Annotated in this window: 16 protein-coding genes; 7 read left to right on the forward strand and 9 right to left on the reverse strand. The window is 64.8% G+C overall.

Features of this window, described 5'->3' with window-relative positions:
* Position 1: 1 nt before the first annotated feature.
* The 6 genes from ABFX19_RS04525 to ABFX19_RS04550 form a co-directional block, all read right to left on the reverse strand.
* On the reverse strand, positions 2-709 hold the full coding sequence (locus tag ABFX19_RS04525) for a hypothetical protein (protein ID WP_346027651.1): 708 nt from the start codon (positions 707-709) through the stop codon (positions 2-4).
* Between the two features lie 158 nt (positions 710-867).
* Complete coding sequence (locus ABFX19_RS04530) at positions 868-2010, reverse strand: ThuA domain-containing protein (RefSeq protein ID WP_346027652.1); 1143 nt, start codon at positions 2008-2010, stop codon at positions 868-870.
* Positions 2011-2174: 164 nt separating this feature from the next.
* Positions 2175-3125 carry a glycoside hydrolase family protein gene (locus tag ABFX19_RS04535; protein ID WP_346027653.1) on the reverse strand — a complete coding sequence of 317 codons (951 nt, stop codon included), beginning with the start codon at positions 3123-3125 and terminating at the stop codon, positions 2175-2177.
* Entirely contained in the window at positions 3122-4210 is a 1089-nt protein-coding gene (locus ABFX19_RS04540; RefSeq protein WP_346027654.1) for a Gfo/Idh/MocA family protein, read from the reverse strand. The genes ABFX19_RS04535 and ABFX19_RS04540 overlap by 4 nt, the downstream gene beginning before the upstream one ends.
* Before the next feature lie 97 nt (positions 4211-4307).
* Entirely contained in the window at positions 4308-4649 is a 342-nt protein-coding gene (locus ABFX19_RS04545) for an L-rhamnose mutarotase (RefSeq protein WP_277359407.1), read from the reverse strand.
* A gap of 155 nt (positions 4650-4804) precedes the next feature.
* Positions 4805-5803 carry a LacI family DNA-binding transcriptional regulator gene (locus ABFX19_RS04550; protein WP_277359408.1) on the reverse strand — a complete coding sequence of 333 codons (999 nt, stop codon included), beginning with the start codon at positions 5801-5803 and terminating at the stop codon, positions 4805-4807.
* 251 nt (positions 5804-6054) lie between these two features.
* On the opposite strand from ABFX19_RS04550, the gene rhaI reads away from it, so the two are divergent.
* Genes rhaI through ABFX19_RS04580 form a run of 6 tightly spaced genes read left to right on the forward strand, consistent with a single transcriptional unit; the run spans position 6055 to position 13465 of the window.
* Entirely contained in the window at positions 6055-7221 is a 1167-nt protein-coding gene (rhaI, locus tag ABFX19_RS04555; protein WP_346027655.1) for an L-rhamnose isomerase, read from the forward strand.
* A gap of 2 nt (positions 7222-7223) precedes the next feature.
* Positions 7224-9260: a bifunctional aldolase/short-chain dehydrogenase gene (locus tag ABFX19_RS04560; protein ID WP_346027656.1), complete on the forward strand. Its 2037-nt coding sequence runs from the start codon at positions 7224-7226 to the stop codon at positions 9258-9260.
* A gap of 10 nt (positions 9261-9270) precedes the next feature.
* On the forward strand, positions 9271-10713 hold the full coding sequence (locus ABFX19_RS04565) for a rhamnulokinase (protein ID WP_346027657.1): 1443 nt from the start codon (positions 9271-9273) through the stop codon (positions 10711-10713).
* 13 nt (positions 10714-10726) lie between these two features.
* Positions 10727-11836, forward strand: a complete 1110-nt coding sequence (locus tag ABFX19_RS04570) for a Gfo/Idh/MocA family protein (protein ID WP_346027658.1) — start codon at positions 10727-10729, stop codon at positions 11834-11836.
* Entirely contained in the window at positions 11829-12734 is a 906-nt protein-coding gene (locus tag ABFX19_RS04575; protein ID WP_346027659.1) for a DUF6807 domain-containing protein, read from the forward strand. The genes ABFX19_RS04570 and ABFX19_RS04575 overlap by 8 nt, the downstream gene beginning before the upstream one ends.
* 41 nt (positions 12735-12775) lie before the next feature.
* Entirely contained in the window at positions 12776-13465 is a 690-nt protein-coding gene (locus ABFX19_RS04580; RefSeq protein WP_346027660.1) for a cupin domain-containing protein, read from the forward strand.
* A gap of 99 nt (positions 13466-13564) precedes the next feature.
* Here the strand turns inward: ABFX19_RS04580 and ABFX19_RS04585 are convergent, their stop codons facing one another.
* Positions 13565-14074: a septum formation family protein gene (locus ABFX19_RS04585; RefSeq protein ID WP_346027661.1), complete on the reverse strand. Its 510-nt coding sequence runs from the start codon at positions 14072-14074 to the stop codon at positions 13565-13567.
* Between the two features lie 133 nt (positions 14075-14207).
* On the opposite strand from ABFX19_RS04585, the gene ABFX19_RS04590 reads away from it, so the two are divergent.
* Positions 14208-15125, forward strand: coding sequence for a DMT family transporter (locus ABFX19_RS04590; RefSeq protein WP_346027662.1), 918 nt, complete (start codon positions 14208-14210; stop codon positions 15123-15125).
* Here the strand turns inward: ABFX19_RS04590 and ABFX19_RS04595 are convergent.
* Both ABFX19_RS04595 and ABFX19_RS04600 read right to left on the reverse strand, forming a co-directional pair.
* Complete coding sequence (locus tag ABFX19_RS04595; protein ID WP_346027663.1) at positions 15122-16450, reverse strand: hemolysin family protein; 1329 nt, start codon at positions 16448-16450, stop codon at positions 15122-15124. The genes ABFX19_RS04590 and ABFX19_RS04595 overlap by 4 nt on opposite strands.
* Before the next feature lie 28 nt (positions 16451-16478).
* The gene (locus ABFX19_RS04600; RefSeq protein ID WP_277357472.1) at positions 16479-16967 is read right to left on the reverse strand and encodes a hypothetical protein; all 489 of its coding nucleotides are present in this window, start codon (positions 16965-16967) and stop codon (positions 16479-16481) included.
* Between the last annotated feature and the right edge of the window lie 71 nt (positions 16968-17038).

Raw genomic sequence — 17038 nt, forward strand, 5'->3', positions numbered from 1 at the left:
GCTACTCCTCTGGCTCTTCGGGCTCCCGGAATTCCGCCGGGACCGCGTCGGGGTCACCATCCGGAGCCAGGAAAAGGTGTACGTGCGAGCCGCCTGACTCTACGGCGAGGGTATCGAGCTGCGCTGCCCCGGCTTGCCATAGGCGCACGGCCGCGTCATGTTGCTCAGCCACCGTGACGGTGAGCGCTACCCGCTCCTCCGCGGGCGCTATCAGCAACTGCTCATAGTGAGCCGCCGTCGACAGGAGCAACTGCGCGGCGCCGATGAAGGCCTCCCGCGCAACCGTCTGTTCAGATGTTCCTTCGTCGACGGTTTCCAATGCAGACACGGCAAGGACCAGCTCGTGGTTCCACCGGTCCACGTCACTGACACTGGCTGGGGCCGGACCCTCGCCCTCCTGCACCGGTACAGCGGCAGCGAGTTCCTGCAGCACCTGCGCCATCCGCCCCTGCGCTTCTTCGGCTGCTTCGGCCAGATCGGCATTGAGCTCAGCCCTTTCGCGCTCCTGCCCCGCGGCCAACTGTTCAGCTATCGCTTCGATGGAACCGGCTTCGGGCGAAGCGGCTTCAGAAGGACCGGCTTCAGAAGGACCGGCACCTCCTGCGGCAAGTGCAACGGTGAGCACAACGATAACGGCTATCAGGACCGAGGCCGCGGCGGCGACGGTAAGGACCCGCGCCTTGCGGGAGCGACGGAGTGAATTTCTCACGAGGATCGATGACCTTCCGACGTTGAATGAGCGACGTGCGGCCAGAACTGGTTGCGCGGCTATGCTGCGCAACCAGTTCCGGCCATGCTGCGTGAGGATAATCGGCGATGCCGCCGAACTGGCGCGTTACGCAGCGGCCAGCGCGGCGGAGGCCGGGGTTACTTCAACTCGCTCTGCCAAACCTGCAGGTCCTGCACCTTGCCGAGCAGCAAGCTGTGGGCGTCTGAGCCACGGTTGACGTGCGCCCGAACCTGGGCGGCAGCCGCGTTGAGCTTCTCCGCAGCATCGTCATGCGAACCGGCCTCGGCGAGTGCCCGCGCCTTATCCAGCTGCTTTCCAATCTGGGTTGCCGCCTTCGATGAAATAGCTCCTTCAGCGAGCAGGTCCGCCGTCGTTGTTTCGACCTCATTCCAGGTGACACAGTCACCGCCGCCGTTCACCGCTCCGGCTGACCACGCAATGCCGCCCAGCAGGTGCTCGAGGAAGACCGGGTCAACGTACGATGCCTCAGTGTGACCGCCACCGGTGTACCAGGAGCGGGCGGACTCAAAGTTATGGCACCAGGACAGCGGGTGGTCGGAACCCATGGCGTTACCGCCCGGGTTGTACGTGGTTTCGTCGAGGTTCGTGAGAACGCGGACGGCATCGCGTGGGCTCTGGTTGAAGTTGTACCACTCGTCGAAGCGCGTCCAGGTTCCTGACAGGTGCTCGGTCGAAGGATGAGTGCCGTCTTCCACTACCTGAACGGCTGTTTGCTGGGCAGGATGGCTGACAAACCGCGCACCCCCGCCGGTGAGTTCGCTGTACCAGGGAACGGTGTGCATGGAATCCGTTGCCGCATGGACGCCGGCAAAGCCACCGCCGGAGCGGATGTAACCCTGGAACGCCTCCAGTTCACCCTCGTCGAGCAGCGTCGGTGTCGCAGGGTTGAGGCTGTTGGTGCCATCGACGGTGGAAACGAAGACGATGGTCTCGTACTTTGCAAGGTCCGATGCGCTGGTGAACGGTGTGCTTGGCAGCGTGCGGTCAGGCTGCCCCTGGTTTCTCGGCGAGGTTGGCGGATCCCAGACGTCGACGCTGAAACCGTTCGCGTCGCCGAGGGCGATAATCGCCGTAGTCGCCTCATCGATGCTGCTGTGACGAAAGCCCGTGGTTTTGCCGACAACGAGGACGTCGTAGTCCTCAGTCACCTCGGTCTGGACCGGCGCGGACTCGGCTTGCGCCGGAGCCGTCGTCAGGGCCGGCACAACGAGTGCCGCTCCAAGTATTCCGAGGGCTGCCTTACTGGTGTATCGCTTCATTGCGCTCCTTTGTTGTGGCTGTGCCCTAAGTCGCCGAAACACTGGGGACGGGCACCAGGATCAGCTGCCGGTTCAACACCCACCTCACCATAAACGGAGATTGTTGATTCGAACAACTTAATGCCAGTAAATCGCCTGTTACGCCGGAAAGCTACCCTCTGGCGCTATTTGTCCCGCATATTTCTTTCCGGCATGCGTCGGCCCAACGCAATTACCGGCGCATCACGGTCACACAGCAGCACGCCGGCCGCAACCCACAGCCGCGCCCGATGCACCTCCGACCGGCGCAGCGCGCCAGCCTGCAGTTCGACGTCGTTGCTTCCGTCCCATTCCGGGTGGGTGAAATAGAACGCAACGGCTTCAACACCGCAAACAACGACGTCGGCATGCCTGCCTACCTGCCTATCCTCCGGATGCACGCCGGGCGAATCGAGGATCAAGCCCTGCACCAACCAGGAAAGACCATCATCCGAACGGTAGACGCGCTGGCCGCGCCACTCGTCCACGATCATCCAGAAGAACCCGCCCAGCTCGAAGACGTTCGGGCCCTCATGGGGCGCACCACCGATGACCTGCCCTTCGACGGACCAGTTGTCCCAGTCGGGACTGACAGCGGCGTAGGTAGTGGATGCTTCCGCCTCTTCCTTGTACCAGAGGCGCAGGAGACCGTCGGCGGTCCGGGCGATGGCCGCATCGATCACGTAGTTCGAACTCAGCTCAAGGAAGCCCCGGTGCTTCCAGTGCTCGAGGTCGTCGCTGACCAGATGCACAATGCGCCGCTCATGGCCGGCCCAGGTGGAAGGCACGCCCCTGATCCACGTGAGGTACATGTGGTAGCGGGTTCCGTCCCACGCGACCTCGGGCGCCCAGTGGGTGTTCGGGCCGGGCTCCCCAGCCGGGTCGAGACCGTCGACCACACCGCGGTAGAGCCAGCGCGCGCCGTCGTCGGATACGGCCGTGCCAATCCGGCTGCCGTGCACCCACTCGACGCCCGCGCCCGAATCGGCGGGGCGCCGCTGGGTGTAAAACATCCACCACTGTCCGGTCTGCTCGTTGCGGATGACCGACGGATCAGTCGGCCCGCCGAGCGGATCGGCGAGCAGCGGTGCGCTCACCGACCGGGACGCAGATCCGTTACGGGAGCGCGCATGCTCCCGCGAAAGTCTGGCGCAGCGAGTTCCCCGCGGGTTACGGGAGCACCCCGCCCGGCCGATGCGTAGAGGGCAGCAACAATCTCGATAGCACGTGCAGGATCAGCGGCGACCGGCGGGACATCGGCCCCGGCAAGAAGTGATTCGTAGACCTCGGACAAGAGCGCATCGTGCCCGCTCGGCACCTCATTCGACGGCAGCGCCCACGACGCCGCCCGTTCCGCACTGATGTGGCGGGCCGGCGTCAGCTTCCAGCTCGCGTGGTTGTGGCCATAGAGGTGCTCGAGCTCGATGGTGGCGTGCTCCGTGTCGATGCGGATCAGGCTCGACTCCCGCGGCGCGAGCACAGTGCTCAGAACCGACGCGATGGCGCCATTCTCGAAGACGACGACGCCGCACGAGGTGTCCTCGGTCTCCAACTCCCGGTCAAGCCGGAACAGCTGGCCGGACACCGAGCTCCACTCGCCGAGCAGGTAGGCGAGCAAGTCGATCTGGTGAATGCCGTGGCTCAGCGTGGTGCCGCCACCCTCGGTCTCCCACGTTCCGCGCCACGGCACGTCGAAGTACTCGGGACCGCGGTACCACTGTGTATGGCAGACGGCGGTTAGCGGCCTCCCGAGTTCACCCGACCGCAGCAGGTTCCGGATATGAGCGGCGGCCGTGCCGGTTCGCTGCTGGAAGACGACGGCGAGCTTCCGGTTCGCGGCCACCGCGTCCGACTGCATGGCGTCCACCTCTGCGAGGGAGAGCGCAGGCGGCTTTTCGGCGATGACGTGAGCACCGGCGTCGAACGCTGCTTTTGTCTGTTCCGCATGTCCCGCCGGCGGAGTGCAAATATGCACGACGTCGACAGCCTCCTTGGCCAACAGCTCCTCCAGGGTGCCGTACCCGGCTGCGATTCCGTGCCGGGCGTTGAAGTCACGGACCCGCTCCTCGCTGGGGTCGGCTGAGGCAACCGCGGTGACGCCGTCGATCGCGGCAAGCGCCTCGGCATGGAGGTGCGCCACGGCGCCGGTGCCGAGGATGGCGGCGCGGAGGGTACGGGTCATTGGAGGGACCTTTCGAGTCAGGATCGCCGGTGCGTGGCACGTTCGTGGGGTCTTCCCGGCGAACCTGCCATTTTCCGGCTACTTTGCGGGCTGATGATCATTCGGCGTGGGCGTCGAGCTGGTCCTCGAGGTGAAAGACCTCCTCGATCCGCACAAATCCTTCGTCCGGCCGGCCGTCGAGCTCCACGAAGAACTCGCCCATCTCGGCCTGCCATCGGGCATTGACGTCGGTCTCGGCCATAGCGCGCTGGGCTGCGGCGAGGTCATCCGACTCGACGTACCCGATCAGGAGGCCATCCGGCCGGAGGAAGAGCGAGTAGTTGTTCCAGCCGGTGTCCTTGAGGGCGCGGAGCATGTCCGGCCAGACGGCGGCATGGCGCTCCTTGTACTCCTCAAGGCGGTCGGGCTTCACCTGCAACTGGAAGCAGACGCGTTCCATAGTTCTCCTCGTCGAGCGGGTATGAATCGTTTCATGGATGCTACCACTGCGACTTGCCAAGGAGCTCGCCTGCCCGCAACTTTTGCGCACCTACGGTGACTCAAACCGGCGTCGGACTCGCCGGAGCTGCACAAAAGTTCACGAAGGAGGAAGGGCTAGAGCGTGCTTCCGCGGCTGACCAGCTCGGGCTGGAAGATGACCTGCCGGCTTTCGGGTGAGGTCCGGTCAATCGCTTCAAGCAACAGTTCGACGGCGGTGCGCCCCATCAGCTCCGTTGGCCGCCGCACTGTGGACAGCGGAACAACCGCAGACTGGGCGAAGTCGATGTCGTCGTAGCCGATCAGCGCGAGGTCCTCCGGAATCCGCAACCCGCGGATGAGCAGCACAGCCTGCATCACGCCGATGGCCAGTAGATCGTTGGCGCAAAAAATGCCGTCCGGCAGGCCTTCCCTGCCGCGCTCCGCAAGGAGTTCACCGGCCGCGCGCCCCGCCAGCACGGTCATTGCGGCGGCTTCCACCACCTCGAGCTCGGCATCCGGGTACTCCTCCACAGCCTGCTGCGCTCCGGCCAGACGGTCCGCCACCTGTTGGATGTCGGTGGACGCTCCGATGAACGCGATGCGCCGCCGCCCGCGCGAGAGCATGTGCTTCACCGCCATGTAACCGCCGGCGACATCATCCACTGACACTGAACTGACCCGGCGCTGCGGGTCCACCCGGTCCACCAAAACCACCGGCACGCCGTGCGCCCGCAGCTGCTCGAGCCGGGAATCGACGTTACCTACCGGGGAAATCAGGACACCCTTGACCCGCTGCTGCTCGAACACATCGAGATAGCGGCTTTCGCGGCCGGCGTCATGCCCACTGTCCCCCAGCAGCACGGTGCTGTCCGACTCCGCCGCCCGGTCTTCGGCGGCGCGCGCCAGCGAAGAGAAGAACGGATTACTGACGTCGAGGACGATGAGCCCAATGGTGCGGCTGAGCCCGGCACGGAGCTGGCGAGCGGCATCATTGCGCACGAAGCCCAGTTCCGAGATGACGCTGAGCACCCGCTCACGGGTCTTTTCAGCTACGCGGTCCGGGTTGTTGAGCACGTTCGATACTGTGCCCACGGCAACCTGCGCCTGGTCGGCAACGTCTTTGATACTGACCATCCGGGCAGACCCTCGATTCCTGGAAGTGACGGGCTGTAGACAAGCGGTGGACGAAAATCTGCACTCTTCACGAGAATGCTTGACACCACTTATCGCCAAGGATACCTTTGAAACGTACTAATGAATCGATTCAATATCTGATTCATCTCCTGACCGTCACCGCCGCCTCCTTCAGGCCTAGTGAAAAGTCAGTGCAAAACAACGACGATGCGCGCGGGCTTGCAGCCGGCAGCTGTAAATGGAGAGAAGTAATGGTTGACCTGAGCCGCATAACGCCAACCCTGGAGAACCTCGCTATTGAGGTGCCGTCCTGGGCTTACGGCAATTCCGGAACCCGCTTCAAGGTATTTCAGACTCCCGGCACTCCGCGCACTGTGCAGGAGAAGATCGCCGACGCCGCCAAGGTTAACGAGCTGACCGGCCTTGCGCCCTCCGTTGCCTTGCACATTCCCTGGGACAAGGTGGAAAATTACGGCGCGCTTTCTGACTTCGCGCAGGGCCTCGGCATCACGCTGGGCACCATCAACAGCAACACGTTCCAGGATGACATCTACAAGTTCGGGTCCCTGACCCACAGCGACGCCGCCGTTCGCAACAAGGCCCTCGACCACATGTACGAGTGCATCGACGTCATGAACGTCACCGGTTCACAGGACCTGAAGATCTGGCTGGCTGACGGCACCAACTACCCCGGCCAGGGCGACATGCGCTCACGCCAGGACTGGCTGCATGATTCCCTGCAAAAGGTTTACGAGCGCCTCGGTGATGACCAGCGCATGGTTCTCGAGTACAAGTTCTTCGAACCGGCGTTCTACCACACCGACGTCCCTGACTGGGGAACTTCCTACGCCCACACCCTGGCCCTCGGTGAAAAGGCCATGGTCTGCCTCGACACGGGCCACCACGCTCCCGGCACCAACATCGAGTTCATCGTGGCGCAGCTGATCCGCCTCGGAAAGCTCGGATCCTTCGACTTCAACTCGCGCTTCTACGCGGATGATGACCTGATCGTGGGGGCAGCGGATCCGTTCCAGCTGTTCCGCATCATGTACGAGGTGGCTCGCGGCGGCGCCCTCGACCCGGCTGCCAACGTGGCGCTGATGCTGGACCAGTGCCACAACCTCGAAGAGAAGATCCCCGGCCAGATCCGCTCTGTCCTCAATGTGCAGGAGATGACGGCCCGTGCGCTGCTCGTTGACCGGGAGTCGTTGACCAAGGCGCAGGAAGCAGGCGACGTCCTCGGCGCGCACGCCCTGTTCATGGACGCCTTCTACACCGACGTCCGTCCGGCACTCGCCCAGTGGCGTGAATCCCGCGGACTTCCCGCGGACCCCATGGCTGCCTACGCGGCCAGCGGCTACCAGGAAATCATCAACGCTGACCGTGAGGGCGGACAGCAGGCAGGATGGGGCGCGTAACCATGACTAACCAAACCGTTCAGGACCTCATCAACCGCTCCAACCGGCTCGGTGCGGACAAACGCAACACGAACTACGCCGGCGGCAACACCTCCGCCAAGGGCAGCGATACCGACCCGGTTACCGGCGAGAACGTCGAGCTGCTCTGGGTGAAGGGCTCCGGCGGTGACCTCGGGACCCTTAAGGAACAGGGTCTGGCCGTACTCCGCCTCGACCGTCTCCGTGCCCTGACCAACGTCTACCCTGGCCTTGACCGCGAGGACGAGATGGTCGCGGCGTTCGATTACACCCTGCACGGCAAGGGCGGCGCGGCACCTTCCATCGATACCGCCATGCACGGCCTCGTCGACGCCGCACACGTTGACCACCTGCACCCGGACTCAGGCATCGCGATCGCCACGGCGGTCGACGGCGAAGCACTCACCGAGAAGATCTTCGGCGACAAGGTGGTGTGGGTGCCCTGGCGGCGTCCGGGCTTCCAGCTCGGCCTGGACATAGCCGCGATCAAGGCCGAAAACCCGCAGGCCGTAGGCACCATCCTTGGCGGGCACGGCATCACCGCGTGGGGCGAAACCTCCGACGAGGCCGAGAACAATTCACTGTGGATGATCGAAACCGCCGAGCGCTACATTACCGAGAACGGAAACCCAAAGGCGTTCGGTGAGCCCCTCGACGGCTACGCCGCGCTCTCGCCTGAGGCGCGCCGCGCGAAGGCCGCCGCCATCGCCCCGGTGATCCGTGGCCTGGCCTCCACCGACCGCGCGCAGGTGGGGCACTTCACCGACGACGACGCCGTTCTGGACTTTTTGAGCGCAGCTGAACATCCCCGACTGGCGGCGCTGGGCACCTCCTGCCCGGACCACTTCCTGCGCACCAAGGTCAAACCGCTGGTGCTGGACCTGCCCGCGGATGCCTCCGTCGAGGAGTCCGTGAAACGCCTGAAGGAACTTCACCAGGAGTACCGCGCGGACTACCAGGGGTACTACGAGCGCCACGCCGACGCCGATTCACCGGCCATGCGCGGAGCCGACCCGGCCATCGTCCTGATTCCCGGCGTCGGAATGTTCTCCTACGGTGCGAACAAGCAGACGGCCCGCGTGGCCGGTGAGTTCTACATCAACGCTATCAACGTGATGCGCGGCGCGGAGGCCATTTCCACCTACGCCCCGATCGATGAGTCCGAGAAGTTCCGCATCGAGTACTGGGCGCTGGAAGAGGCCAAGCTCGCCCGGATGCCCAAGCCGAAGTCCCACGCCACCCGCATCGCACTGGTCTCCGGCGCCGCCTCGGGCATCGGCAAGGCCATCGCCACCCGCCTCGCAGCGGAGGGCGCGTGCGTGGTCATCGCCGACCTGAACCTCGAAAACGCCGAGAAGGTCGCCGAGGAACTCGGCGGGCCGGACGTCGCGATCGGCATACAGGCCGACGTCACCAATCCCGAGCAGGTCCAGGAAGCAATCAACGCCGCAGTCCTGGCCTTCGGCGGACTGGACCTTGTGGTCAACAACGCCGGGCTTTCGATCTCCAAGCCGCTGCTGGAGACCTCCGAGAAAGACTGGGACCTGCAGCACAACGTGATGGCCAAGGGATCGTTCCTGGTCTCGAAGGCCGCCGCCAAGGTGCTCATCGACCAGGAGATGGGCGGGGACATCATCTACATTTCCTCCAAAAACTCTGTCTTCGCCGGGCCGAACAACATCGCGTATTCAGCGACCAAAGCCGACCAGGCCCATCAGGTGCGTCTGCTGGCCGCTGAACTCGGCGAGTACGGTGTCCGCGTCAACGGCATCAACCCCGACGGCGTGGTCCGCGGCTCCGGTATCTTCGCCGGTGGCTGGGGAGCCAAACGCGCCGCCGTCTACGGTGTGGACGAAGAAAAGCTCGGCGAGTACTACGCCCAGCGGACCCTCCTCAAGCGCGAGGTGCTGCCCGAGAACGTGGCGAACGCCGCCGCGGTCCTCACCTCCGCCGAACTGTCCCACACCACCGGGCTGCACGTTCCGGTCGATGCCGGCGTAGCCGCCGCCTTCCTCCGGTAATCGGCTCAGCATGAAGTCGGTCTACGCAGCCGTCGATATCGGTGCCTCATCCGGCCGGGTTATCCTCGGCCGGATGGGCACCGACGGCCCGTCACTTGAGGTCATCCATCGTTTCCCGAACGGCGTGCAGGAAACCGACGGCGCCCTCCGCTGGGACATCGACGCCCTCTTCGTGGAGGTGCTGCACGGCCTCACCCTCGCCCGCGAACTCACAGACGCAAAGGGCGAACGGGTGGTGAGCATCGGCGTCGACACCTGGGCCGTGGACTACGGCCTGGTGAACGACGACGGCGCTCTCGCCTCCCAGCCGCACAGTTACCGTGACTCGCGCACGACTGGGGTTCTCGATCGGGTGCACGGAAAGGTTCCGTTCGACCGGCTGTATGAAACCACCGGCCTGCAGTTCCTCCCGTTCAACACTGTCTACCAGCTGGCGGCCGAACCCTCCCTTGAGAACGTCCAGGCGCTGTTGATCCCGGACCTGCTCGGCTTCTGGCTGACCGGGAAGCGCCGGACCGAGATCACGAACGCCTCGACCACCGGGCTTCTGGACGCCTCGACCGGCAACTTCTCAAGCCACCTTCTCGATGCCCTCGACATTCCGCGGAGAATCTTCCCGACGCTGATGGAACCGGGGGAAACGCTGGGCACCCTGCTGCCCTCCATCACCGAACGGACAGGGCTGGATTCCGCCACCACGGTCATCGCCGTGGGCTCCCACGACACAGCATCCGCCGTGGCCGCAGTGCCCGCGGGAGTAGACAACTTTGCCTACATCTCCTCGGGCACCTGGTCGCTGGTGGGGGTGGAGCTGTCGGAGCCGATCCTCACCGAAGCCGGCCGTGCCGCCAACTTCACGAATGAACGCGGCGTTGACGGCACCATCCGGTACCTGCGCAACTGCGGCGGACTGTGGCTGCTCCAGGAGTGCCTGCGTGAGTGGGGGCGATCCGTGACCCTCGAGCAAGTTCTCGCTGAGGCTGCCGAGCTGCCCGCCGGCGGTCCACGAATCGACGCCGATTCCGACGACTTCATCGCGCCGGAGAAGATGCCACACCGCATCCGCAGCGCGGCGGGCGAAGCGCTTGAGTCTCCTGCCGCCGTCGTTCGCTGCATTTTGGACAGCCTCGCGCAGGTGTATGCACGCACGCTCGAGCAGGCGGCACAACTGAGCGGTAAGCCGATCGACGTCGTGCACATTGTCGGCGGCGGTTCGCAGAACCGGCTGCTGTGCCAGCTCACCGCGGACGTCACGGGGCTTCCCGTTCTTGCCGGGCCGGTGGAGGCCACGGCCCTTGGCAACGTGCTGGTTCAAGCGCGTGCCGACGGCGCACTGGGCGCGGGAGCTCTCGGGACGGGAGCCACGCTGGACGACATCCGTACCGCCGTCCGGAGCACAGCCCAGACCACGCGTTATGAACCTTCCCGACAAACCGAAACAGCACTGACCTAGCAAAGGATTCACAGTGGCAGTTCGCACCAGACCCATCCGCACCGCCGTCGTTGGAGCAGGAGGCATCGCGCAGGGGCAGCACCTTCCCGGGCTGCGCGTCCTCGGCGATCGGGTGGAGATCGCAGCCATCGTCGACATGGACGGCGACCGGGCGCGGGAAGTTGCAGCAGAGTGGGGCGCGCCTTCCTCCTTCACCTCCGTGGCCGCGATGCTGGAGGAGGTGCAGCCGGATCTCGTGCTGGTGTGCACGCCGCCCGGATCGCACACTGACGCGGTCATCCGCTCGCTCGACGCCGGAGCCTCAGTCTGGTGCGAAAAGCCGCCGACCCTTTCCCTGGCCGAGTATGACGCAATCCTCGAGCACGAAGGCGCCGCGGGCCCGTATGCGTCCTACGTCTTTCAGCACCGCTTCGGCTCAGCAGCGCGAAGGCTGCGGTCGCAGATCGCCGCAGGTGATCTCGGGGCTCCTTTGGTGGGCGTCTGCCACACGCTCTGGTACCGGGATACCGCCTATTACGACGTCGCATGGCGGGGTAAGTGGGAGACCGAGGGCGGTGGACCCGCCATGGGCCACGGCATCCACCAGATGGACCTGCTGCTGTCCCTGCTGGGCGACTGGACCGAAATCAGCGCGACCATGGCGACCCTGCGCCGTGATGTTGAGACCGAGGACGTCTCCTTTGCACACGTCACGTTCGAAAGCGGAGCGATCGTATCGGTGGTGAACAGCGTGCTGTCGCCGCGGGAGACCAGCTACCTGCGGTTCGACTTCGCCGATGCCACCGTGGAGGTGGAGCACCTCTACGGGTACGACAATTCGCACTGGAAATGGACGCCGGCTCCGCACGTTGATACGGACACAGTGAGCACCTGGGCGCCGACGCAAAACTTCGCCAGCTCACACGCTGTGCAGTTGGAGGAACTCGTGTCCTCCCTCGAGCGCGGTGAGCGCCCCGCGGCTTCCGGTCACGACGGACGGCGGGTGCTTGAACTGATTGCGGGCCTGTACCAGTCAGCGATCACTGGCCGACGGGTGCAGCGCAACGAGCTGACCCGGGAGAATCCGTTCTACTGGTCGATGAACGGTGCTTCCGCCACATTGAAGGAGACACTCGATGCCTGAACTGCAGCTACGCCGTCCATCCAACAGCGAGCTGGTGATTTCCTGCGGCGCCGTTGACCTGGCGACGTACGTGTTCATCCCGCCCGCCACGCGCTCGGAAGCACCGAAGCCGTACCTGCATCCGCTGCGTACCCTGAGCGGTGCGCCGCTCACCGGCTTCCGGCCCTGGGATCACCGCTGGCACAAGGGCCTGCAGATGACCTGGTCCCATGTTTCGGGGCAGAACTTCTGGGGCGGACCAACGTTCTCTCCGGAGACGGACTACCAGTGGCGGGACAACCTCGGTTCGATCGAACACGAGGGGTTCCCCGCGCTGGTCACCGCACCGGACCGTGTATCGGTCGGCGAAGCCCTGACATGGCGCAACTCTGCCGGTGAGCGTTGGCTCTCGGAGCAGCGCGAGACCGTCTTCTCCAGCGTCGATGTGCAGGAGCAGTCCTGGCAGTTGGACTTCACCACGGAACTGACCAATGTATCGGACCGCTCCCTCGAGTTCGGCAGCCCCACCACCCATGGCCGCGCCAACGCCGGGTACACCGGGTTCTTCTGGCGCGGCCCGCGCAGCTGGACCGGTTGCTCGATCATCGGTCCCGATGGTGCTGAGGGTGAAGCGATGATGGGCACCTCTGCGCCCTGGATTGCCCTCGCCGGGCAGAATGACGAGCTCGACGGCGGTGCCACCATCGTGGCGCTGGCCGGGACGTCGTCGTCGTCGGTTCCCTTGAAGTGGTTCGTGCGCAGCGAGCCGTTTGCTGCGCTGGCGCCCTCCCCCGCCTTCGACGAGGAAATTACGCTGGCGCCCAGCGAGTCCCTGCGGCTGCAGCACCGGTACGTCTTCGTGGACCGGATCTGCGAGCGCGACGACATCGAGCGGATCGCGAAGGGCGCCTCCCTGTGAGCGGATCGCCGCGGCTCCCTCTCTTCCCGGGATCGGTCGGCATGAGCGACCTGCGGGTGTACGAGTGGGAGACCGACGACGGCCACCACGGCGGGACGCCGCACCTGCACACCGTGTCGAACGAGGGATACGTGGTGATCGGGGGATCAGGTGAGGTGCACACGCTCTCCTCCGAGGGCTATGCGCGGGATCCGCTGAGTGCCGGATCGGTGCTGTGGTTTAGCCCGGGGACGGTGCACCGGCTCATCAATACAGGGGACCTCCGCATCCTCACGGTCATGCAGAACTCAGGGCTGCCGGAGGCCGGCGACGCTGTGCTGACGTTTCCGCTCGAGATCGTTTCCCACGCCGAAAGGTACCGGTCAGCGGTCACGTTGCCCGAGGGCACCGAGGCGGAGCGCGGCGAGGCGGCCCGCCGTCGTCGTGATCTGGCGATCGAGGGCTATGCGGAGTTGCTTTCAGCGCTGGAGGAAGGCGACCGCGGACCGCTCGACGCGTTCTACGCCGCCGCGTCCGCGCTGGTGCAGCCTCGTGTGGAGGAGTGGACGAAGCTGTGGACGGACACGGTGCTTGCCGACGTCGAGACGACCCGGTCCCAGCTGGCAGCCCTTGCGGAAGGGGACGCTTCGCACCTGGGTGATGCCGCCGTCGTCCGTGCCGTGCCGAGGCCTGAGCCGCGGGCCTTCGGAATGTGCGGGCGCCTGGGGATCTGGGACGCCGACCGGCGCTGAACCCTGCGCATCGCTACCGCAAAAGTGCCGGTAACCGGCAGGATCGTGGGGACGTCCCCACGATCCTGACAATCACCGGCGCGTTTGCGTGCTAAGACGTTATCGCCCGGAACCCTTCATGCTTCCGGTGAGCAGCTCGCCTTCATCGCCGCTGACGAGGCACAGGATCTCGCGGTCACCGTCGAACGCCCAACTGGCCTTTGTCGGCGTGAAGGATTCGAAATAGAGCGACGACTCCTCGTACTCCGTTCCTATGAACCCGGGGAATTCGTTGTAACAGAACTCTTCTGCCAGAGCGACGATCTCGGAGTCGCCGGGAAAATCACCGTCGGGAAGATCGGTTGTGGCGTACGCTTCCAGGTCGTGCTCGCTGCTGCACGGCAGCACCGTGATCTCGGAGAAGCTGTAGCTTTCCTCCTCGGAGGCCTTTTCCTGTTCCTTTGGGTAGTTTGCGCAGTCGCCCACGCCGATGTTCATGGCGTCAAACTCCGCCGGCGCCGTCACCTGACCGGATTCATCGCGCTCAACCACGCCCGTATCCAGCGAGTAGCAGCCTGTAACGCCGAAGATGGCGCAGAAGGACAGCGCCACCAGTGCCTTGCTTTTCATGATTCCCCCGAGAGATACCGTGCGAACGAATTGAGAATAGGGCCCGACGGCGGCTTGAGACCCCTTCTGCGGGAAGACACGCCGGGAATGTTTGCGTGGATAGGCTTATCCGCATGACGCCGAGCGAGCAGCAGTGACCCACCATCCGGGTGCCGGCATCGGCGCCGTGTTTGTCCTGATCGCGGCGGTGCTGTGGGGAACCACCGGCACCGTTGCCAGCTTCGCGCCAGGCGTCGGCCCGCTCGCTATCGGCGCGGCGGCAATGGGGGTCGGCGGCCTGCTTCAGGCAGCCCTCGCCGGACCGGGGCTGGTCCGCGCCCGCCACGAATTACGACGGCGGTGGCCCACCATCGCGCTCGGCGGAGTCGCCGTAGCTGTGTACCCCCTCGCCTTCTACAGCTCCATGCGATTGGCCGGTGTTGCCGTGGGTACCGTCATTTCAATCGGCTCGGCGCCCATCGCGTCGGCGGTCATCGAACGCGTCATTGACGGGCACCGGTTGACGCGGCGCTGGGCGGTGGGTGCCGGCGTCGGGCTGGTGGGAGTAGTGCTGCTTACCTTCGTGGAGCCGGCGCAGGACACGGGTGCAGGCAACACCACTGCCGGGATTTTGCTGGGGCTGCTCGCCGGGGTCACGTACGCGCTGTACTCGTGGGCGGCACACCGGACTATGCAGCGGGGCGTGCGTTCCGGGGTTGCAATGGGTGCGATCTTCGGGGCGGGCGGTGTGTTGTTGATGCCGGTGCTTTTCCTCACCGGCGCGCCGCTGCTTGAGTCCTGGCACAACTTTGCCGTCGGCGCCTACATGGCGCTGGTGCCCATGTTCCTGGGCTACGTCTTCTTCGGGCTCGGCCTCGCGCGGGTCATGGCAAGCACGGCGACCACGCTGTCCTTGGCGGAACCGGTCGTGGCGGCGATGCTCGCCGTCGTCATTGTGGGTGAAAGGCTGCCGGCGGCAGGATGGATCGGCGTCGGACTCGTGATTGCGAGCCTTGCAGTCCTCACCGTGCCCGTGCGGCGCAATGTCCGCACAGCGGTTGGCGTTCCCTAGGAGCCCTCTGATGGACCGTTGGACCCGTCGGGCGCTTCACTACGGGTGACACGGACACGTTCGATCCGATGGCTCGCCATCTCCGCAGCTTCGAAACGCAGTCCCTCGATTTCTACGCTATCGCCGGTCTTCGGCATTCTGCCAAGCCGGTCAAGAACCAGGCCGGCAAGCGTCTCATATTGGCCGTCGTCGGGAAGGTCCACGCCGATCTCCTCGGAAGCCTCTTCGATGATCAGACCGCCGTCCAGCACGACGCTGCCACCGTCGCTGAGCGTGTGCCGCGCGGATGCGTCAACCTTCTCGTCGTCATACTCGTCATAGATTTCACCGACGAGTTCCTCGAGGAGGTCCTCAAGTGTGGCAATACCGTCAGTGCCTCCGTATTCATCGACGACGAGGGCTATGTGGTGCCCTCCTCCACGCATTTGGCTGAGTGTGGGCAGAATTCGGTTCGAACCCGGCACAGCGAGGATCGGCCGGGTAATCGACGCTATGGCATCACCGCCCGATCCTTCGTGGCTGAGGAGGTCGCGGATATGAATGAAACCAACGACGTCGTCGATGGACTCCCGGTACACCGGGTATCGCGTGTAGGGAAGGTCACGGATTGCCGCAGCAGCTTCACTTAACGGCATGGTCTCAGCGAGGAATTCAACGTCAGTGCGCGGTCGCTTCACCTCGTCAATCAGGCGTTCTCCGACGCTGAAAGCGTCAGAGAGAATCTGACGGTGTTCCCTCCGCAGATCCGGGGTCTCCTGAACCAGCTGCCGCAGTTCCGCGGCGGTGTACTCCTCGGTGGTGGCATTCGGATCCCCGCCGACGAGCTTTACGACGAAGTTGGTGGACACCGAGAGCAGCCAGATCACGGGGCGCATCACTCGCGCGAACATGTTGAGCGGAGGCGCCAGGACCCTCGTGAAGCCGACGGCGCGCTGCATGGCCAGTCGTTTGGGAGCGAGCTCACCCAGGACGAGGGACAGGTAGGCGATGACCAGGGTCATCAGAATCAGGGCAACCGTGTCGGCAGTGCCGTCCGGTATGCCGATGTTGATGAGCAGCGGCGCGAGATCGGGGGCAAGAGTCGAGGCGCCGTAGGCCGACGAGAAAAATCCTGCAAGCGTGACGCCGATCTGCACAGCGGAGAGAAAAAGATTCGGGTTGCGAACCAGTTTGGCTGTCCTCATGCCGCTGGGCCCGGACTCCTCGATGCGCTTGATCTGGCCCTCGCGAAGATTGACGATTGCCATCTCGGTGCCTGCGAAAACGCCGCCTATCAGCACGAAGACGAGAACCAGCAGGGCATTCAGGAGAGTGTCGGTATCCACAACGCCACTCTATCCGTGGCGACTCGGCCTACTTCGGTTGTTCAGCCACAGCGAAGATGTACTCCACGCCGGCGGCAGCGGCCGGGTCCCCGCTGAAGGTGATGAAGTAGCCGGGCTCCGGCACAGACACGTTGAACCAGGTGGGCCCGCCGCACGCGAAGCCGGTCATGCCCTCGCTGCGAGATTGAGTGGTGTAGGAGAAGGTCAGCCGGTCCGTTCCGCGGCACTGGGCGTGGACGAGGTACTCGCCCACGGGAAGCTCGGTGTCCGGCCAACCGATGGTTCCCAGCGTGGTGGAATCACCCGCGCCTTCCTGGATGACGTCCGCGGGATCAAGTCCGAGATCCAACGGCGCCGTGGACGCCTCGGGTGCACTCGCCACAACCTCGGTAGTGTCTTTCGATTCCTCGCCCACCGCGGCGGATATAGCCGAACACGAGCTAAGAATGAGCGCTGCCCCGCCCCACGCTGCCGCAGTGACTAATCGGGCAAGTGTGTGTCCCCCGGATTTCCCCATCCGCCAACCCTAACTGGAAGTTGCGCTAGCGAACAGAGTTACCTCGTCCAGGCGTCCAACCCCGGCAACTT

Origin of the sequence: Arthrobacter parietis, assembly GCF_039530425.1 — a bacterium.
Classification (GTDB): Bacteria; Actinomycetota; Actinomycetes; order Actinomycetales; family Micrococcaceae; genus Arthrobacter_D; species Arthrobacter_D parietis.